This is a genomic window from Pauljensenia sp. C0170B4, assembly GCF_056590235.1.
This window is the reverse complement of sequence record NZ_JBWPVS010000001.1, coordinates 456,263-472,480: the sequence shown is the minus strand read 5'-3', so window position 1 is coordinate 472,480 and position 16,218 is coordinate 456,263. Positions and strand designations below refer to the sequence as shown.

Here is a 16,218-nt window from a genome sequence, read left to right as displayed (position 1 = left end):
GCCTATTCCTGAGTTGGCTGGGTACGCCTGACAACGTTACGCAACACTGCATCGGTTTGCGCTCCACGACGGGTTAGCCCCACAGCGAAACGCAGTTCATCAATCAGCTCGTCTTCCGTGCGTTCCTCACCATCAGCGCGCACCCAGTGTGCCAGCTCATCGAGCTGATCATCACCGTAGGCGGCCAGAGGAAGGCCTTTGGCGATAGCTGGTCGCGGTCCACGCTTGTCAGCATCCGCCGATTCCTTCGCCGCTTCAAGATCGATTCGGGAAATCTCTGCGGTCAGTCCCAGCTCGATTTCGTCAGCTCGGGCACGAGCCCGATCCTCACTGCTCATTGCCGGTGATGGCGAGTCCAGTGCTCGCGCACCTTCGGAGCCTTCCGTCCCGCTCTCGACGCGCGTACCACCAGCATCCTCATCATCAGTGATGCTGCCGGTTTGACCATCTGCGCCGGGCGCGCCGGAATGGGCACCGCGATCAGACTCTGAAGAACCGTTAACTGGCTCGGACGAGGCGTCAGCGTTCAGTGAGCGATCCAGACCAGGCGCGTCATCGGAGCCTGCCTCGTCGATATCAATGATGTCGGGCACCGTGATATGCGCTGCCGGCCCGTTGGCCTCATCAACTGCATCAAGGACGAGCTGCACAATCGCGTCAGTTTCGCGTTCGGGATCAATGAAGACTGCCATGGACAGTTCGGTTCGTACTTTCCATCCCTGGGCCTCCAGGAGTTTAGGCCAGATCCGATCGCGCACCCGCAGTGAAGGCTCGTTGACATATGCATCATCATCAGTGAGCACTGCGACGAGCAGGCGACCAGGTACTTCGGGATGACCGATTGCCAGCGGAATACGCATTCCTCCGGGCACACCCACGTTCGGTACCACTTCCAGACCAAGTGAATACAGCCGCTCAGCCAAGTCGATCAGCAGCGGATCGGGGGCATCCTGCAGGGTCGGCCATGTTGCATCTCTTTCGTCCTCTTCTGCCCCTTCAGCTACTTCCAACAGATCGAGCAGCAAGTGGGCTCCCTCGGACGTGACACGTGAGCGATCAAATTCTTCGGGACGAATTGACGAGAATACGGTCAGTTCCGAACGCACCGTGCGCAGCACATCAATAAGGACGGGCAGGCCCGACGCAGCGCTGATCTGGCCAAAATCGTGCAGGACGCGACCGTGTGGTGTCTTCGCGTAGCCCACCGTGAGCATAATGTGATCCCGACTCAGGCCACGCGCGTCTTCGGGGCTCACCACGACGAAAGGTTCAAGAGCATCAGGATCAAAGAATGATGTCAGCCCCGGAGACGATGCCACTTCCCGTTCGAGGGCTGCGCGGATACGTGTGGCATGCCGTTCATTGAGCGCGATCACAGCAAGGGAGCGGTCGGGGTGCTCGAGTGCGTGGCAAATGACCTGCTCGACAACTGCGTGGACTTCGGCGGCCGACGACTCGACTGCAGCTACACCCGGTGCAGGCATACCTGAGCCATCGGGCCAGATCGCCTTGATCGGTGAACTGGTCGTGCTCCAGGGAACCGGGATACCCATTTGAGCTGAATCGTATTGGCTCACCAATTTGGCAACACGGTCATTGAGATGACCCGGCAGCACGCTCAAACGCGTGTGAGGCAAAATCTGAGCGAGCGCGCTCACGGCTCCCTGCGGTTTGCTGAAATCCGACTGCTCGGAAGCGGTGCCGCTGGTCGACAGGTCGGCGATCACCACGATCTGTCGCGCACGCGCGATGATGGGAATAAGTTCTGCCAACGGCAGGCTATCGACATCATCGAGCACAACGAGGTCAATGCGGTGTCCATGCGGCACAAGGAGCGGTACCAGAGTCGGGACGGTCAACACCAGCGGAATGAGGTGCGAGGACAGGAGGTGTCGCGCGAAGAGGTCAGTCCCGCTGGCACCAGCTTTCAATGAGGCAACCAAGTCGGCGTGCTGTTCAGGTCGCGTGGCAAGAGCCTGCTGGCGCAATCGGCGTGCACGCTGGAGCGCAATCGGAGCCAGCGATTCGATTTGTTCTTCGTCCAGCCGGCGACCTTCAACAATGAGGTCTTCAAGTTTTGTCGGGTCGAACCCGCCGAGTTTGGGTTCTTGTGCCAGCATCAGTCCAAGAACGGATGCCCACCACGCCAGATCGAGTTCACTATCCAGCATCTCATCGACGACACTACGTTTACGGAGGTCAGCGACGAGGTCATCCAGTCCGATCTGAGCCAGTTCCTTCAGAACAGCGACACGTTGCGGAAGTTCGCGAGCACCATCCGGATCTGCTGCCAGACGATCGAGCAGTCTGCCCAGATCGGTCATATTCATACGGGCAAGGTCAGGGTGAGAGGTGCCAAGAATCGGCGCCAGACGGTTCAGGTCAGCACGCACTGATGCGGCCAGCTCAATGATCTCATCCATGCGTTGCGGCAGTGTGGGCCAACCGTCGGAATCACAATGCTGTCGCCACACATCACGGCGCTCCTGCACGAGCAGAAGTTCACGGTGAAGGTCTTCAACGTGACGTCCGGGCCGCACATAATCGCGTGCCTGTCGGATCAGGCGCTGACGCTGCGAATGTTTCATGGAGATGCCGTGCGAGCGACGCCATTGCTTCGACGCGGTTGCAATCACCATATCGGCTGCGCTGCGTTCAAAAATGGCCGGCTCGAACACGTCGAGGACATCGCGCACGCCTTCGAGCATTTGAAGCTGAGCTTCCCACTGAGTCAGGCTGGTGGCAGGGACAAGCCCCGTTTCGCCGGCAACCGTGCCCATCTGCACTCGCATCTCAGGCAGGGATTCGGTGGCGAGCCTCCTGACTCGTTTCAAGACATCGGGAACCTGTTCGGCTGCGTTGATGACCGCTCCGCGCCACGCGCCACGCTGCGTGAATGATGAGAACAGATTCAGGCCGCTGGCTCGGTGCAGCAGCGTGCGGGCGCGCTGTCCCTGATCCTGCGCAATGTCTAGCAGGACATCCTCGCGCAGCCTGACGCGGGTGCGTGGAGCAGGGTGCATGCTGGTCAGATCTGTCAACACCTGTAGGGCATCGTAGGCGGATACGCCGAAACGGTCGAACGGCTTATGGAGGTAGGTCGTATGTGATGACAGGGCCTCCCGGACGCGACGCAGTCGCGTCCGCACCGCTTCGATCTGCGTGGGATCGGTGATCACATCGGACGTGTCGGCCATGGCGAATTCGAGGCGCTCACGCACAATCTGCGCCGACTGCGCACTGCCATCGACGCGCACGGAGATTTCACTGACTCCGTGCTGGTCAAGATACGTTTCCACTCGCGTGGTGCGCGACGGGGATCCTGCAATATGCATGGTGGAACGCCCTCGTGACGCAGCATCTGTCATGATGGCAGCAATCACGGCGGTATCGTCCGCACCGTGCGGAATATCGATCATGAGGGATGCGCCGTCAGCAACTGCCTCGACGATGTCCTGCTGGGCAGGAGCCAGGTCACCGATGCCTTTTTCATCCCACGGGTCACGATCCGCGGGGTTCGCGCGAGGCAGTTCCTGGCCGATTTCTCTGACCGCTTCTTCATCGCCTGCCAGCGCTCGAATAATCGGGTGGTTCACCAGGTCCTGCTGGTGGTCAAACTCGCGCAGCAGCACACTTGCCGGATGCTCAAAGATGCCGAGAACCAGGCCTTCCCTCAGGTCAAAGCGCTCCAGACTGGCACCGATGTCGCGTAGCTGCGCCAGTGCACGGGTGGGTGAAAACCCGTGCAGCGACGTTGCGTCATCCAGGATCGCGTGCGGGTCCACGTTGAGATGAGCTGATTCAAATGCCTGCGACAGGCTAGGTCCAATCGATGCTCCCTCACGCAGGGAAATGACGATATCGCCGTCATCAGTTTCTTCAACAGTGACTGGTCGCAGCAATGCCGGGGAGCCTCGCCGTACCCCCGCATCTGTCCACGATGCCTGTCCGATCGCCAGGTGGATGGGGCCGATTCCGTGCGTCGCAGCCAGCTGGCGCGCGCGTCGTATCACCGTCAACGTTTTTTCGCGTGCCCGCTCGTACGCGCTTTTTTCCCGTACGAGGTTCGACAAGCGCGTGGGGTGCTCTGCGTACAGTTGCGCCAGACCTCCGGGGTGGGCCTGTCCGAGCGCAAGGCGTGGGGCTGCTTCGTTGGTTCCTGCAACGGTGGGTTCATTCACCGTGAGTGTGGATAGATCCTGACGCCATTGCGCCAATACGTCTGTCAGCTCGTCGGCGATCGGCGTGTGTTGGGCGCGCACGTCGTCCGCGGCTTCGGAGCGCCGGCGAGGGCGGGACGAAGCCGAATTTGAACGGGAGAAGATACTCGGAACCACTCTCCTAAGCTAATTGCTAATGGCCACGCTTTTGTGGAAGCGCCGCGGTATGCCCCCAATTGCCACGAGGATGACGCCGACGCATTCCGGAGCTGGCCAGCTGGCAGGAATCGCACGGACGGTAAGTCTCATGTGAGGGTCTACTCCGCTTGTCCGAGATTGATGTCCTTAGTCGCGGCAATGAGTGTGTCTTGAATCTCAAACCTGTTCGATATGACTGATGACCTGTGGTGCGTACCGAGGGCAGACACCACAGGTCATCAGGTCACGGTTTATTCAAGCCGGTTGATGCAGCCGTTCAGTACGAGGCGTTCACAACGCCACAGAAACTGAAGGTGAACTGGAGTTTCTCACCTCGCGGCAGCTCATATTCAGGGTGGGTGCGAGCACCCCACGTATCATCGCCGGCCACGCCGCGACGCATCAGCGCCGGTCGGGCCACAGTCTTGATCGGGGCGGGCAACTCGTTGGGATGGGCAGCGTTTTCGATCTCAAACGGGGTCCACGGCAAAGCGGAGAACTCCATCGGCTCGTCAGCCTCGAAACGGATGCCCCAGCCATCCTCGTCGATCAATTCCGCCCAGCGCACGCCCGTGCGTGAGCCTGCTTCCTGCGGACGCAGGTACGGGGTCAACGCGTCGGCCACTTCCAGGTCGTAGACACCCAGGCGCGCCCCCTGACGACGGTCCACGTAGCACTCCTCAGGCCCTTCGCCGTACCAGCGCATGTGGGTCAGACGGTCCGACAGTTCAAACAGTGCACCATATTCAGGCATCGACGGCAGCTTCGCGTCAGGCGTTGTCGTCATCGTGACCGTGATACGACCGTTTCCGTCAACCCTGTACGCCACGGTGAGCATGGCACCCGGAGTGGTCAGCAGGTCGTAGCGGAACGTGATTGTTGCCGATGTGGCGTCTGTTTCCACCTTCGCTTCCTCGTCGACCGGTCTTGCATACCGTGAGGCAATGAGCCAGGGAGCGCATTCGCGCTGCATGTTCCACCCGTTTTCATTCGAGGTGGGCGCATGCCAGAAGTTCGGGCGCACTGTGCTGTGGAGCAGTTCGCGCCCGCCCTCGCTTGTCATGCCGTACCGGTAGGACGTCAGTCCACGCGCCGAGGTGAACAGAGCGGAGAAATGTTCGCCGTGCACACCGATATTGCGCACGCCTTCCACTACTCGAGGTGCAGGAATGCCCGTAGCCGGAGCCGCAGCTCCTTCTACAGCGAAGACTCCCTGCCCGTAGGCGACGACGTGTCCACGCTCGGCCCATTCGGTGTCCTCACGCAGGCGCATTTCCACGTTGATGACGTATTCGCCTGCTTCTTCAGGCAGGCTGAACGGCAGGTCGTAGGTGGCATTTTCTCCCGGTTCAACATGAGTGTTGAGGGCCCCCTGAGCCAGCGTGGCACCTTCATGTTCCAGGCTTACCACGCATATGAACGCATCGGAGTTCGTGAACATGCAGCGGTTTTCAATTGTCACTTTCGCACGCTCAACTGTGATGTCGAAATCCTGGAACAGATAGCTGACTTCCTGAATCTTCGGGGTAGGCGTGTGATCAGCGAAGTAGATGCCGTTGCCGCAGAATTCGTAGTCCGTTGGCGCCTCGCCGTTGTCCCCGCCGTATCCGAAGAACGGGCGGTTGTATTTGTCGCGCATGGCGATTGCCTGGTCAGCGAAGTCCCAGATGAATCCGCCCTGGAAAAGTTCCTCGCGGCGCGCTAGGTCAAGGTACTTGTCAACGGCGCCGAACGAGTTGCCCATGGCGTGCGCAAACTCGCAGAGGATCATCGGCTTGTCGCGGTGCTGAGCCAAGAATTCTTCGACTGTTGCGGCCGGTGTGTACATCTCTGAGTGGATGTCAGTGGAGTTCGGGTAGCGGTTGTCGTGAACGACACCTTCGTAATGTACGACCCGCGAGTCGTGTTCGCGGAAATAGTCGGCCACCGCTGCGATCATCGAACCGCCGTAGGACTCATTGCCGCATGACCAGATTACAATGCTGGCATGATTGCGGTCGCGCATCAGCATTGACGCTGCGCGGTCCAACAGTGCGCCTCGCCACTCTTCACGATTACCCGGCAAGGTGTGATCGATCGGTTCACCGCGCAGCAACATCCTGTCCCACACGCCGTGCGCTTCAAGGTTCATTTCGTCGATGACCATCAGTCCGTAGCGGTCACACAGTTCATACAGGAACGAGTTGTTCGGGTAGTGGCTGGTGCGGATCGCGTTGATGTTGGCCTGCTTGAGCATGATGATGTCGCGTTCAGTTTGCTCGCGGCTCATCACGCGACCATCAAGGCCGAATTCGTGCCGGTTCACTCCAGTAAAGATCACGCGTTTGCCGTTGAGTTTCATCACGCCGTCTTCGATGGCGAAGCGTCGAATGCCCACGGTCTGAGGGATCACTTCACGCAGTTGCCCATCGTTGTCACGCAACTCCAGCGTGAGGTCATACAGGTACGGATCTTCGTGGCTCCACAGGTGCGGCTGCTCAATGGTGATCTCGTAAGTGCCGTCGTCGGAGCGATTGAGCTCCCCCACGTCGTCCAGCGCCACGGTCAGGTCACCCTCGCCAATGACGACTGGTTTGACGCGCACGATGGCACGTGAGTAATCGTCAGTCAGCTCGGCGCTTACACACAGGTCTTCGAGGTGGACAGCGGGCCGCCGGTAGAGCACGACGTCGCGGAACAGGCCGGAGAATCGATAGAAGTCCTGGTCTTCAATCCATGAGGCGGCGCACCATTTGATGACCTGTACTGCGAGCTTGTTGCTCCCCTCGACCAGCGCGTCGGTAATGTCGAATTCACTGGGCGTGAAGGTGTCGGTGGCGTATCCGATGTATGTGCCGTTCAGCCACACAACCAGTGCACTTTCAGCGCCCTTGAAGGAGACGGAAATTCGCTCCCCTTCTTCGAGCGGCCGGTCAAGGGTGAAGGTACGCACGTAGGAAGCGACGGGATTGAAACGCTCGGGAGCGCGGCCTTCATCGACATCCTCCTGACCATCCCACGGATACTGTACGTTCACGTATTGCGGATTGTCGTATCCGTGCATCTGAATGTGCGCGGGGACTGGGATGTCATCCCACGTTGAGCAGTCGAATCCAACGGCTTCGAAGCCCGGCACAGTTGCCGCTAGGTTTTTTGCATAGTGGATTTTCCACAGTCCGTTCAGGCTTTGCTCGTATTCAGAATTGCCGAGGGCAGCGCTGCGCGCACTGTTGAACCATCGGTGGTCTGAGTGAGCAGGCATCCGATTTTCAGCGAAAGACTGCGGGTTGTTGATCTTTGCGGAAATATCAATCACGAAAAGCTCCTCTTGTTCCTTCCTTTGGAGCTACATGCCGAGCATGCACGAGCCCAATCCACCCACGTGTGCGTTGTGTGGGACGTTTATATGTGTTCAAGCTTATATGGTTACGTAACCGGATGTGATCTCAAGTGAACTCCTCGCTCACCTTCGTGGACGAGCGTGATCTCGTCCCCACGCAAGGACCTATACGCTGAGGTTTACCCCTTGACGGCCCCTGAGGCCAAACCTGCTTGCCAATAGCGCTGCAGGCCAATAAAGATAACGATAAGCGGAATAACACCTAGGAGCGCCCCCATCATGACCGCGCCCTTTTCCGGATTGAAATAACTCATCATGCCGTACAAACCCAAAGTTACGGGCTTGATCTCAGGACTAGACACCATAATCAAAGGCAGCAGGAAGTTATTCCATGTCGCTACGAAGATAAACAAGAATATGGTGACGAGTGCAGGAGCTAAGAGACGCATGACGATATCGAAAAAGATTCGAGTCTCGGAGGCGCCGTCGATTCGAGCAGCCTCAATAAGCTCAGTCGGAACCGATGAAGCGGAATAGACACGCGCGAGGAAGACACCAAAAGGTGACACTATTGACGGAATGATAATCGCCAACATCGTATTCGTGATGCCTAGGCGTAGAAACATGATGTACATCGGTATCGTCAGCAGGGTCGCGGGCATCAAAAGGCCTGCCATGATAATTCCGAACGAAATGCGTTTGCCCGGAAAAGAGAACTTCGCAAGCGCATATCCTGCCATCGCTGACAGTAAAGTTCCCAAGGCCGCTGAGACGATCGAGTATATAAGCGAATTGAGAATCCAACGCCAAAAATATCCTTGGGTCCACTCCATCAGTCGGCTGTAACTGGCAACGATCGCGTTGGGCAGATTTTGCAGGTCTGTCGCAAACCACAACCCATTACTTGATACGAGCTCGCCATTCGTCTTAGTTGAAGAGATGATGACCCAGTAGATTGGGAAAAGGAAGTAGATCAAAACGAGCGTTAGTAGAACTAACGTCAGGATTCGCGACAACGGCTTGGGAGCTAAAGCTCTCGGAATCGAAGCCTTAACTTCGACGTTGCGTCTCTTTTCAACACGACTTGAAGAAATCACTTGTTTATCCTCCGCTCAACCAAGGCATACGTCACTGCAAGAACACCTGCAATCAAAGCCATAACCACAGCAGTCGCCGATGCCGGACCGTCACCCGAAGGAGTCATCGTTCCCATCATCGTGTTATAAGCCATCATCATCGGGGTGAAGTCTTTTGGTATCCAAGTCTGACTCGTTGCCATAACAGTAGGTTCATTAAAGAGCTGGATTGTTCCTACAATCGATAGAAGAACAGTCAGCAGTGCTGCTCCGCGAACCATTGGGACCTTAATCTTGACTGCAATTTGGAAGCCGCTCGCTCCGTCGATTCTACCTGCTTCATATAGTTCCCGCGGAATTGCTTGCAAGGCCGCGAGGAAAATGAGCATGTTATAGCCCGTGAAAGTCCACGTCGTCATATTTGCCATCGACGCGAGGATAATATTCTTTGAGAAGAAATCTACGTTCACACCCAAATAAGAAAAAGCGCGCACAATCGGCGAGACCTCTGGCGTGTACAGATACATCCATATCATCGCAGCCACCACACCTGGAATCGCATATGGCAGAAAATACCCGAGGCGATAGATCGCCACATGCCTAACCAAAAATGAATCCAGCAGGAGCGCCAAGAATAGAGCAGCGCCGATCATGATGGGAACTTGGAACAAGGTGTAGATTCCAACACGCAAAACGCCATGCCAAAACCCTGCACTCGTAAGAACGTACGCGTAGTTACCGAAACCTACAAAAACATTCTTCAGCTCTCCGCCACCAAAAGCACTGCCACCGGACGTCATCTGCTGAAAGAAACTGTAGTAAATAGCAACACATATTGGGAGCAGGAAGATTAGCGTGTAGCCCAACATAAACGGACCAAGGAACTTCCAGCCCGTCTTAGTATCTGCAGCTCTGTATTTTCGAATCTTTTGAGTAGCCGACTTCTCACCCTTGAGCATCAGAGTTCTTGCCTCCTATTTCCTAAGCTGCTCTTAATGGACTCCAGCCTTTTTTCTCCAGCCTTAGCGGTAAAGATTGGCTTGGAGAGCCTGTTTCTAGGCTCTCCAAGCCGTGGTATGAAACTTCACCTACTCAGCTACCTCAAGCCCAAGATTCTGCAAGGTTGCTTTCGACTCGGTCGTGGCAACATCAAGCAGGTCTTTAGCCTTGAGCTTGCCTGCAATCAGATCGCTGGCCGCTTGATTGATCTTCGGCATTACAGAGGAATATCCGGGAATTGTCAAAACGTTCGAAGCCATGTTGTTATTGGCCTGAAGCAATTCACTCATCACGTCCTGGCCTCCGTAGAAAGCCTTCATTTGCTCCGGGGTATCAGGAGTTTCTTTAGATGACGCGACAACCAATCCCTGGCTAGCCAAGGAGGCGGTTTGCTGATTAAACCAATCGTTGAACTGCATCGCTTCTGCTGGATACTGGCATCCCTTCAACACCGCTACGCCAGAACCACCATTAGGTCCAGTTACCTGGCCGTTACCAAAGTCAGGAAGCTGGGTTACGGCCCACTCACCCTCGTTTTCTGAGCCGGTCATGTCGCCTTGCAAAAGAGCTGCATCCCAAGCAGCTCCGATTGTTCCAATTATTTCCTTGGAGTTCAGAGCGGCTTTGAATGAGTCATCCCAACGCGGGAGCGTAGATGTGAGTTTCTCGTCAAGCATCGTCTGCCAAAAATCGGTTACCTTGACGGCACCAGGCCCATCAGCATTGATGACCCATTTTGATCCGTCGATCTCGTACCAAGGATTACCAGCAGCGGCAGAAAGTGCAGGCAGGATGCTGCCAGCCTCATCCGGAGGCAGGTTGACGATGTACTTACCAGCGGCTGCCGCCTTGGCAGCAGCCTCATGGAATTCGTTCAGATCCGTAGGAGGCGCAATTCCTAACTTGTCAAATTCCGCCTTGTTGTAGAAGTAAACGAGAGGACCGGTATCTTGCGGAATTCCAAAGTACTTGCCGTCAATTGACATTGCATCGAATGCACCTGATGCGTATCCATCCTTGTATTTTTCTGCTTCAGCAGAAACGTCTTGAACAAGTCCTTTTACATACACTTCAGCCAGTTCACTGTATCCAACTTGAGCAAGACATGGAGCATTATCGGCTTTCACATCTGTCTCAAGCTTCTTGATCAGTTCATCTGCCTTGCCGTCAAACTTGACCGAGTCGACCTTAATGTCGGGATGTTCCTTATTCCATTCTGCGACGATGTCTGCAACCTTGACCATACCTTCCCCGTCAGGCAGGCGGTGAACGTAGGTGAGCTCAACAGCTCCCCCATTCGAGGACTCGGCACTAGCAGACTGTTCACCCGAATTGCCTTGCGAGGAACATGCTGTCAAAGCAAAGGCACCAACTGTCAAAAGCGACACTGGCACAGAAAAACTTCTCGATACACGCATTCTGTAGGATCCTCCCTATCTACGTATCTATTTGGTAGCGTTACCAGCCGGAGAACTCAGCGAAGATTTAAGTCAATAAGCCACTACTGCGTGACCTTAATGAATCGATTTTGAGTTCTACTGCTAAAAGAATGCTAGCTCACGTGCCTTCATAAACCAAATTGACCGAATGGTCTAAACTCTTGGCGTAAGGATCAGGCTTGCAAACCCCTAGCCCTTTGTAACCGCATGCATCAACACTATTTCACTTCACACAGCTGGCTTCAGCCGCAACTCTTCTGTTCACCATCTTGTTCATAATCAAGAGTGACCTCACAACAGTGAGAAAGTACCCGTAGCAGAACAGGCGCCAATCCAAGGAGCACGCGCTACGCGCTCCACATTTTCTGCACAACTCTGGCCGTGGGCGCTTAAAAGAGCAGGGGACGAAGCACTACGAAATGTCCCCAGCAACAAGCTCACGCCCCAAAGCTAAGGTCGCCTCCGTGGCAGAAAATTCCCAGAGCATTTTGTGCCCCCGAGACGATTCGAACGTCCGACACCCGCTTTAGGAGAGCGGTGCTCTATCCCCTGAGCTACGAGGGCAGTGCGCCAAGGCGCAAGGAATAGAGTATCACCCTCGTTTTGGTTCGCCACATCGCGGCCGCATGCGACTTAGGTCGTCTCAGCTACCTTGCCGCGCTCAGCACTGGCTAGCGCACTACCGTCATCTGTATTGAGACGCTCGGAACTGACCAGCGGCACGCTAGGTACCGTGCGCCGCTCCGAACTGACTAGCGGCGCTCCCAAGTGCCTTGCGGCGCGGGTGAGTCATCTGTGCGTTCAGAGGGGACGATCATGACCGGGCAGGTTGAATGGCCCAGAACCGTCTGAGAAGTCGATCCCAGCAAGACCCCTGCAAACCCACCGCGCCCACGTGTTCCCACAACCACTAAGTCAACGGCTGTTGAGAACTCGATGAGAAGCGACGCGGGCGATCCGTCCAACGCGTGACGCGCCACATGGATGTCACGGCCAGCCAGCGCAGAATCAATCGCCATGTTCAGTCCCTGACGCACGTCGGCCAGCAGCGCTTCGCGGTCAATTGACGTCGGCATCCACGCCATCATCGAGTTGCCCTGCGCGATCGGTACCGCCGAAATTGCCGTCAGTTCAGCATCCCACGCTTCAGCTTCATCAATGGAGCGCTTCAAGGCGGCAGAGGCAACCTCGGAGCCATCACTGCCGACCACGATTCGCTCCACAGGGGTGAACGACTTGCCGCTGGTATGGCGCGGCACGACAACCACAGGGCACTTCGCGTGAGCCGGCAAGGCGCTGGAAACTGTTCCCAGCAGTCGATCGGCAAACCCGCCACCGCCGCGCGACCCGACAACGATCATGTCCACTTCTTTGGACATGTCAACCAGGACGCCTGCAGGATCCCCCGGCTCAATCGAACTGGAAACGTGGATGTCTCCCTGCTTCTTCGCATGTTCGACAGCTTCATCGACGACAGTTTGTGCCCCACGCTTGAGAGCTTCGTCGTCCAGCATGGCGTACCCGCCGTCGAGGGCGGCCGCAGAATACGAGGCAAGCGCATAGGTACAGATCACATGGACTCGCGCACCCGTTCGAACCGCGCGGTCACTCGCCCACTTCACAGCAGCCAGAGACTCAGTGGAACCATCCGTTCCGACGAGGATAACTTCCTTGGACCCCATATTGTCCTCCTTCATGAAGTGTTACCACCATTGTGCCTTGAAGTTGGCCTTTGTGGGGCGAATAGAGATCGAAACGGCGTAAAACGATTCCTGCTCGCATGAAAACGTGGGCCTCACCTTACGGTGAGACCCACGCGTGACAATCAGGTCAGAGCCCGCATCCAAGGAGCCCTGCCGCCTTGCTGAGGTCAGTGAGCGACGCGGATGAACTCGTAGCTTCCCCACAGACCCTGGACCTTGGTAACGGATCCAGGTGTGGTGGCTTCGATAACCATTCCGTTTCCGGCGTAGATGCCGACGTGGCCGTATGCGTGCCACACGAGGTCACCAGGCTGAGCTTCCGATGCAGGAACCGACACGCCGGCCGCTCCCTGCGCTCCGGAGGTGCGGGGAATGGAAATGCCCGCCAGGCCGTAGACGTACTGTGTGAAGCCCGAGCAGTCGAATCCAGCCGGTGAGGAACCACCGTAGACGTAGGGCACACCCAGCAGAGACATGGCGATCGAAACGATATCGCCAGAAGCAGCGTTCACTGCGATCGGAGCCTGCTCACCGTCGGTAAGTTCCGCGCGCGCCTCATCGCGGTTGGCGGCCTCCATCCCGTCAGCTTCTTCAGTAGCTGGCGCTGCCTCTTCAGAGGCTGCTGCCGTGACTGCAGCTTCGTCACCGATCAGGTCAGATGCTTTCCAAGCGATGTTCGGAACGCTCAGGGTCGGTGCTGCTTTTTCAGTGCCAGCAGTAATGCCTTTGACGTGAGTGGAAGGCGCGTCAGCACCTTCCGGGGTTGCCTGAGCGGTGCCGACAACAGCAGCGGTCAAAGCAAGACCCGTCACGGAAACAAAAGCTGTCCCACGCACGGGCTGAAGGGTAACCGACGACACGGCATCAGTAATCGGTGTCAAGGGTGTCAAAGGGCGGCATGCCTTGCGATGCCGCAGAACGGTTTTCGTTCGTTTCACTTCTTTTAAAATCTCCACTTATTCGCTTACGAGGTCAGCTGTCGGGTTCGGACTGGAGTGTCCGGTCCACTTTGGGACTTCACCCCAAGATCGCCAGGCGATCACGTCAGGTTTTGGGTCCCCCGCGCCAAACAGGTGCTTCCCACGCTCACCATTGTTTGGCTTAAGCGGATGGTGTGTGGGTGGATGCGTCGCAACCAAGAGATACATTAGCGCGTCTACCCCTCAAATGTCACGCAATGATAACGGTGATGTACGCAATTATTTGCAGCACCCCTACTTGCGTTCCATCGCAAAGAACAGATGCGGGACGAAAGCCACATCCAGCCGAAGGAAATGAGCGTCCTCACCCTCGTCGCTGAGCGCCCGAATCAGGACATCTCCCGTCTTCTCATCAGCCACGGCAACCGCCATGACCGTGGGAAACAGGCCGAGTTCTTCGAAGCGTGCCAGCACATCAACCTCTGCCTGGATGGGTTCACCAATGCGTGCAATGGGAGCTACAACACGTTCCGATTCTCTGAGCGCAACCTCCACGGACACTTCCGGACGGTCAATCTCAATACCCGGAAGAGGGTTGCCATACGGATCCGTCTGTGGGACACCTAACAGTTTGACCAGGCGCGCTTCGACCTGTTCGGACATCACGTGTTCCCATCGGCATGCTTCCTCGTGGACGTCCGCCCACCCCAGACCGATGATGTCGAGGAGGAGGCGCTCAGCGAGACGATGCTTGCGCATCACTTCCCGGGCCCGGTACCATCCGTCTCGCGTCAGTTCAAGGCGTCGATCCCCCAACACGTGCAGCAAACCATCGCGCTCCATGCGCGACACCGTCTGTGAAACAGTAGGGCCGGAGTGACCGAGCCGGTCGACGATCCGGGCACGCAGAGGTGTGACCCCATCTTCTTCCAATTCAAAGATGGCCTTGAGGTACATCTCCGTCGTGTCGATGAGCTCTCCCACTGTGTCCTCCATCCCCATTTCGTGACGTGGTATTAGCCACAACGTTAATGACTTTAGTGTCGAACAGTGAAAAACGCCGCAGATAGCTGCAGAACGCCGAAAAGTCAAGGTGCCTGCCGGCCGCTGTAAACGCTCGTATTCGGAAGGCGGGCGTTGCCTTATTCGCGGCGGTGCGCATGCAGCGCAGATGCTACGACGGCACGAGTGTCCACCCCGCCAAGGCTGGCACCCTCGAGCCTGAAAAGGGACTACCTTGGGGGCTATGACAGATCAGTTGGACGCTCAGTGCCCTCGCATTCCTGACACGCTCTTGCCTCACGATGGCCGGTTCGGTTGCGGCCCGTCGAAGATTCGCACCCAGCAGCTCGACGCGTTGATGCGTCCACTCATCATGGGAACGTCTCACCGTCGGCAGCCTGTCCGCTCCATAGTGGCATCGATCCGCAGTGGGCTACGCGATCTGTTCTCCCTGCCCGAAGGGTGGGAGGTCGCCCTCGGCAATGGTGGATCCACAACATTTTGGGCCGTCGCTACAACCTCACTGATTCGCAGGCGCAGCGCCCACGCCGTTTTCGGCGAGTTTGGCTCAAAGTTTGCTGACGAGGCCGCCCGCGCGCCCCACCTTGCCGCACCCCTGATTGTGAAAAGTGAGCCTGGCACGGTGGCCACACTCATTGACGAGGGTGCCGTCGTCCATGATTCAGGGGAACCGATCGACGTTGCGGCATACCCGCATCACGAGACTTCCACTGGTGCTCTCAGCCCGCTGTATCGGGTCAACGTTGATGACTGTCTGACCGTTGTGGACGCCACGTCGATCGCCGGTGGTGTACGCGTCGATCTGAACAATGTGGACGTCTACTATTTCAGCCCTCAGAAGTGTTTTGGCTCCGACGGAGGCCTGTGGGTCGCGCTGCTCTCCCCTGCGGCTCAGGAGCGCGCCGAAAGGTTGCACGGCGATGATGCACGCTGGATGCCGCAGATCCTGGATCTGTCAATCGCATGCAGGAATTCGAGCAAGGATCAGACGCTGAATACTCCTGCCATCGCCACGCTCATCATGCTGGATCAGCAGATTCAGTGGATGCTGGCCGGTGGCGGCCTGCAGGTGATGGAAGCTCGCTGCCTCGAATCTTCGGACGTGCTGTACCAGTGGGCGGATGCGCACTCGCACCTGACGCCGTTCGTCTCCAATGCTCAGTGGCGCTCCCCCGTTGTTGTCACGGTGGACTGTGACGACACCGTCGATGCGGCGCGCGTATGCCGGATTCTGCGTGCCAACGGGGTTGTCGATGTCGAACCGTACCGTAAGCTCGGGCGCAATCAGCTGCGCATCGGTACATTCCCCTCGGTGGAAAGCCGGGACGTTCGCGCACTCACACAGTGCGTGGACTGGGTGATCGACAATACCCTCGCCTAG

General features: G+C 57.1%; 9 protein-coding genes, 1 tRNA gene and 1 riboswitch. Of the genes, 1 reads left to right on the top strand and 9 read right to left on the bottom strand.

The window, feature by feature from the left end; translation table 11 throughout:
- Positions 1 to 2: 2 nt before the first annotated feature.
- The 9 genes from AC1EJ1_RS02085 to AC1EJ1_RS02045 all read right to left on the bottom strand — a co-directional run bounded on the left by AC1EJ1_RS02085 (position 3) and on the right by AC1EJ1_RS02045 (position 14,798).
- Positions 3 to 4,337: a prevent-host-death family protein gene (locus AC1EJ1_RS02085; RefSeq protein ID WP_480295269.1), complete on the bottom strand. Its 4,335-nt coding sequence runs from the start codon at positions 4,335 to 4,337 to the stop codon at positions 3 to 5.
- A 298-nt stretch (positions 4,338 to 4,635) separates the two neighbouring features.
- Positions 4,636 to 7,653 carry a beta-galactosidase, LacZ type gene (gene lacZ / locus AC1EJ1_RS02080; protein ID WP_480295268.1) on the bottom strand — a complete coding sequence of 1,006 codons (3,018 nt, stop codon included), beginning with the start codon at positions 7,651 to 7,653 and terminating at the stop codon, positions 4,636 to 4,638.
- A gap of 203 nt (positions 7,654 to 7,856) precedes the next feature.
- Complete coding sequence (locus AC1EJ1_RS02075) at positions 7,857 to 8,774, bottom strand: carbohydrate ABC transporter permease (RefSeq protein ID WP_285014817.1); 918 nt, start codon at positions 8,772 to 8,774, stop codon at positions 7,857 to 7,859.
- Entirely contained in the window at positions 8,771 to 9,712 is a 942-nt protein-coding gene (locus tag AC1EJ1_RS02070) for a carbohydrate ABC transporter permease (protein ID WP_092648818.1), read from the bottom strand. The genes AC1EJ1_RS02075 and AC1EJ1_RS02070 overlap by 4 nt, the downstream gene beginning before the upstream one ends.
- A 129-nt stretch (positions 9,713 to 9,841) precedes the next feature.
- Positions 9,842 to 11,170 (bottom strand): ABC transporter substrate-binding protein, encoded by a 1,329-nt coding sequence (locus AC1EJ1_RS02065; protein ID WP_285014818.1) that lies wholly within the window; start codon positions 11,168 to 11,170, stop codon positions 9,842 to 9,844.
- Between the two features lie 512 nt (positions 11,171 to 11,682).
- A tRNA-Arg gene (locus AC1EJ1_RS02060) sits at positions 11,683 to 11,755 on the bottom strand.
- A 188-nt stretch (positions 11,756 to 11,943) separates the two neighbouring features.
- On the bottom strand, positions 11,944 to 12,873 hold the full coding sequence (locus AC1EJ1_RS02055) for a universal stress protein (protein WP_092648820.1): 930 nt from the start codon (positions 12,871 to 12,873) through the stop codon (positions 11,944 to 11,946).
- Positions 12,874 to 13,061: 188 nt separating this feature from the next.
- The gene (locus AC1EJ1_RS02050; RefSeq protein ID WP_257590309.1) at positions 13,062 to 13,730 is read right to left on the bottom strand and encodes a C40 family peptidase; all 669 of its coding nucleotides are present in this window, start codon (positions 13,728 to 13,730) and stop codon (positions 13,062 to 13,064) included.
- Positions 13,731 to 13,840: 110 nt separating this feature from the next.
- Positions 13,841 to 14,012, bottom strand: a riboswitch (cyclic di-AMP (ydaO/yuaA leader).
- Positions 14,013 to 14,108: 96 nt separating this feature from the next.
- Positions 14,109 to 14,798 (bottom strand): metal-dependent transcriptional regulator, encoded by a 690-nt coding sequence (locus tag AC1EJ1_RS02045; RefSeq protein ID WP_092649147.1) that lies wholly within the window; start codon positions 14,796 to 14,798, stop codon positions 14,109 to 14,111.
- Between the two features lie 262 nt (positions 14,799 to 15,060).
- Here AC1EJ1_RS02045 and serC point away from each other — a divergent pair, with 262 nt between their 5' ends.
- Positions 15,061 to 16,218 (top strand): phosphoserine transaminase, encoded by a 1,158-nt coding sequence (serC, locus tag AC1EJ1_RS02040; RefSeq protein ID WP_285014823.1) that lies wholly within the window; start codon positions 15,061 to 15,063, stop codon positions 16,216 to 16,218.

Bases quoted from the DNA above. Each gene is read 5' to 3' on its own strand.
- AC1EJ1_RS02070 (WP_092648818.1), bottom strand. From the start codon at position 9,712: ATGCTCAAGGGTGAGAAGTCGGCTACTCAAAAGATTCGAAAATACAGA.
- AC1EJ1_RS02065 (WP_285014818.1), bottom strand. From the start codon at position 11,170: ATGCGTGTATCGAGAAGTTTTTCTGTGCCAGTGTCGCTTTTGACAGTT.
- AC1EJ1_RS02055 (WP_092648820.1), bottom strand. From the start codon at position 12,873: ATGGGGTCCAAGGAAGTTATCCTCGTCGGAACGGATGGTTCCACTGAG.
- serC (WP_285014823.1), top strand. From the start codon at position 15,061: ATGACAGATCAGTTGGACGCTCAGTGCCCTCGCATTCCTGACACGCTC.